Source organism: Microbacterium sp. HMWF026, from assembly GCF_003061325.1.
Taxonomy (GTDB): domain Bacteria; phylum Actinomycetota; class Actinomycetes; order Actinomycetales; family Microbacteriaceae; genus Microbacterium; species Microbacterium testaceum_E.
Genome location: NZ_QAJB01000121.1, coordinates 1 through 1,048, shown reverse-complemented (window position 1 = coordinate 1,048; position 1,048 = coordinate 1). Strand labels below are relative to the sequence as shown.

Sequence of the window (1,048 nt, the reverse complement as noted above, 5' to 3'; positions counted from 1 at the left end):
GTCGGCCATGAGGTGGCCGCGCACGCGGTAGGAGTTGATGAGCTCCTGGACGCGGGCACTCTTGTCGATGCGCTCCGAGATGTCGACGCTGATGTCGGCGGCCCAGTGGATGGGCGCGTACGGTATGCGCAGCGCGGCGAAGATGTCGTCGTAGAAACCGCGCTGGCCGATGAGCAGCTCGTGCACGATCTTGAGGAATTCACCCGAACCGGCACCCTGGATGACGCGGTGGTCGTACGTGCTGGTGAGCGTGATCGTCTTGCCGATCGCGAGTTCGTTGAGCGTCTTGTCGCTCGCGCCCTGGAACTCGGCGGGGTAGTCGAGGGCCCCCGCGCCGATGATGGCGCCCTGACCGCGCATGAGGCGGGGCACGGAGTGCACGGTGCCGATGCCGCCGGGGTTGGTCAGCGAGATCGTCGTGCCCTGGAAGTCGCCCGGGGTCAGCTTGTTGTTGCGGGCGCGGCGCACGAGGTCTTCGTAGGACGCGAGGAACTCGCCGAACGTGAGGGTGTCGGCGCGCTTGATGCTGGGCACCAGGAGAGCGCGCGTGCCGTCGGGCTTGGGCATGTCGATCGCGATGCCGAGGTTGACGTGCGCGGGGGCCACGACCGAGGGCTTGCCGTCGACCTCGGCGTAATACACGTTCTGGCTCGGGAACTGCTTGAGCGCCTGGATCAGCGCCCACCCGATGAGGTGGGTGAAGCTGACCTTGCCGCCGCGCGTGCGGGACATGTGGTTGTTGATGACGATGCGGTTGTCGATCATCAGCTTGGCCGGGATCGTGCGCACACTCGTCGCGGTGGGCACCGTGAGCGAGTCGTCCATGTTGGACGCCAGGGCCTTCGGCATCCCCTTGAGGACCGTCACACGGTCTTCTTCGGTGCTCTCGGAGCCGGCCGAGGGCACCGCGTTGGGGGCCTGCGCCGGGATCGGCTGCGGCTTGGCGGGCTTGGCGGTGGTACGCGCCACGGGCGCCTGACCGACGACCGGGATCGGCGCCGTCACGGGCTTGGGTTCGGAGGGGGCCGCCGACTGCGCGGCCGGAGCC

Annotated in this window: 1 protein-coding gene; it reads right to left on the bottom strand. The window is 68.4% G+C overall.

Annotated features, from left to right (window positions below; genetic code table 11):
- The coding region (locus DBR36_RS05530) for a 2-oxo acid dehydrogenase subunit E2 (RefSeq protein WP_181373491.1) at nt 1–1,048 on the bottom strand (1,048 nt) is incomplete at both ends.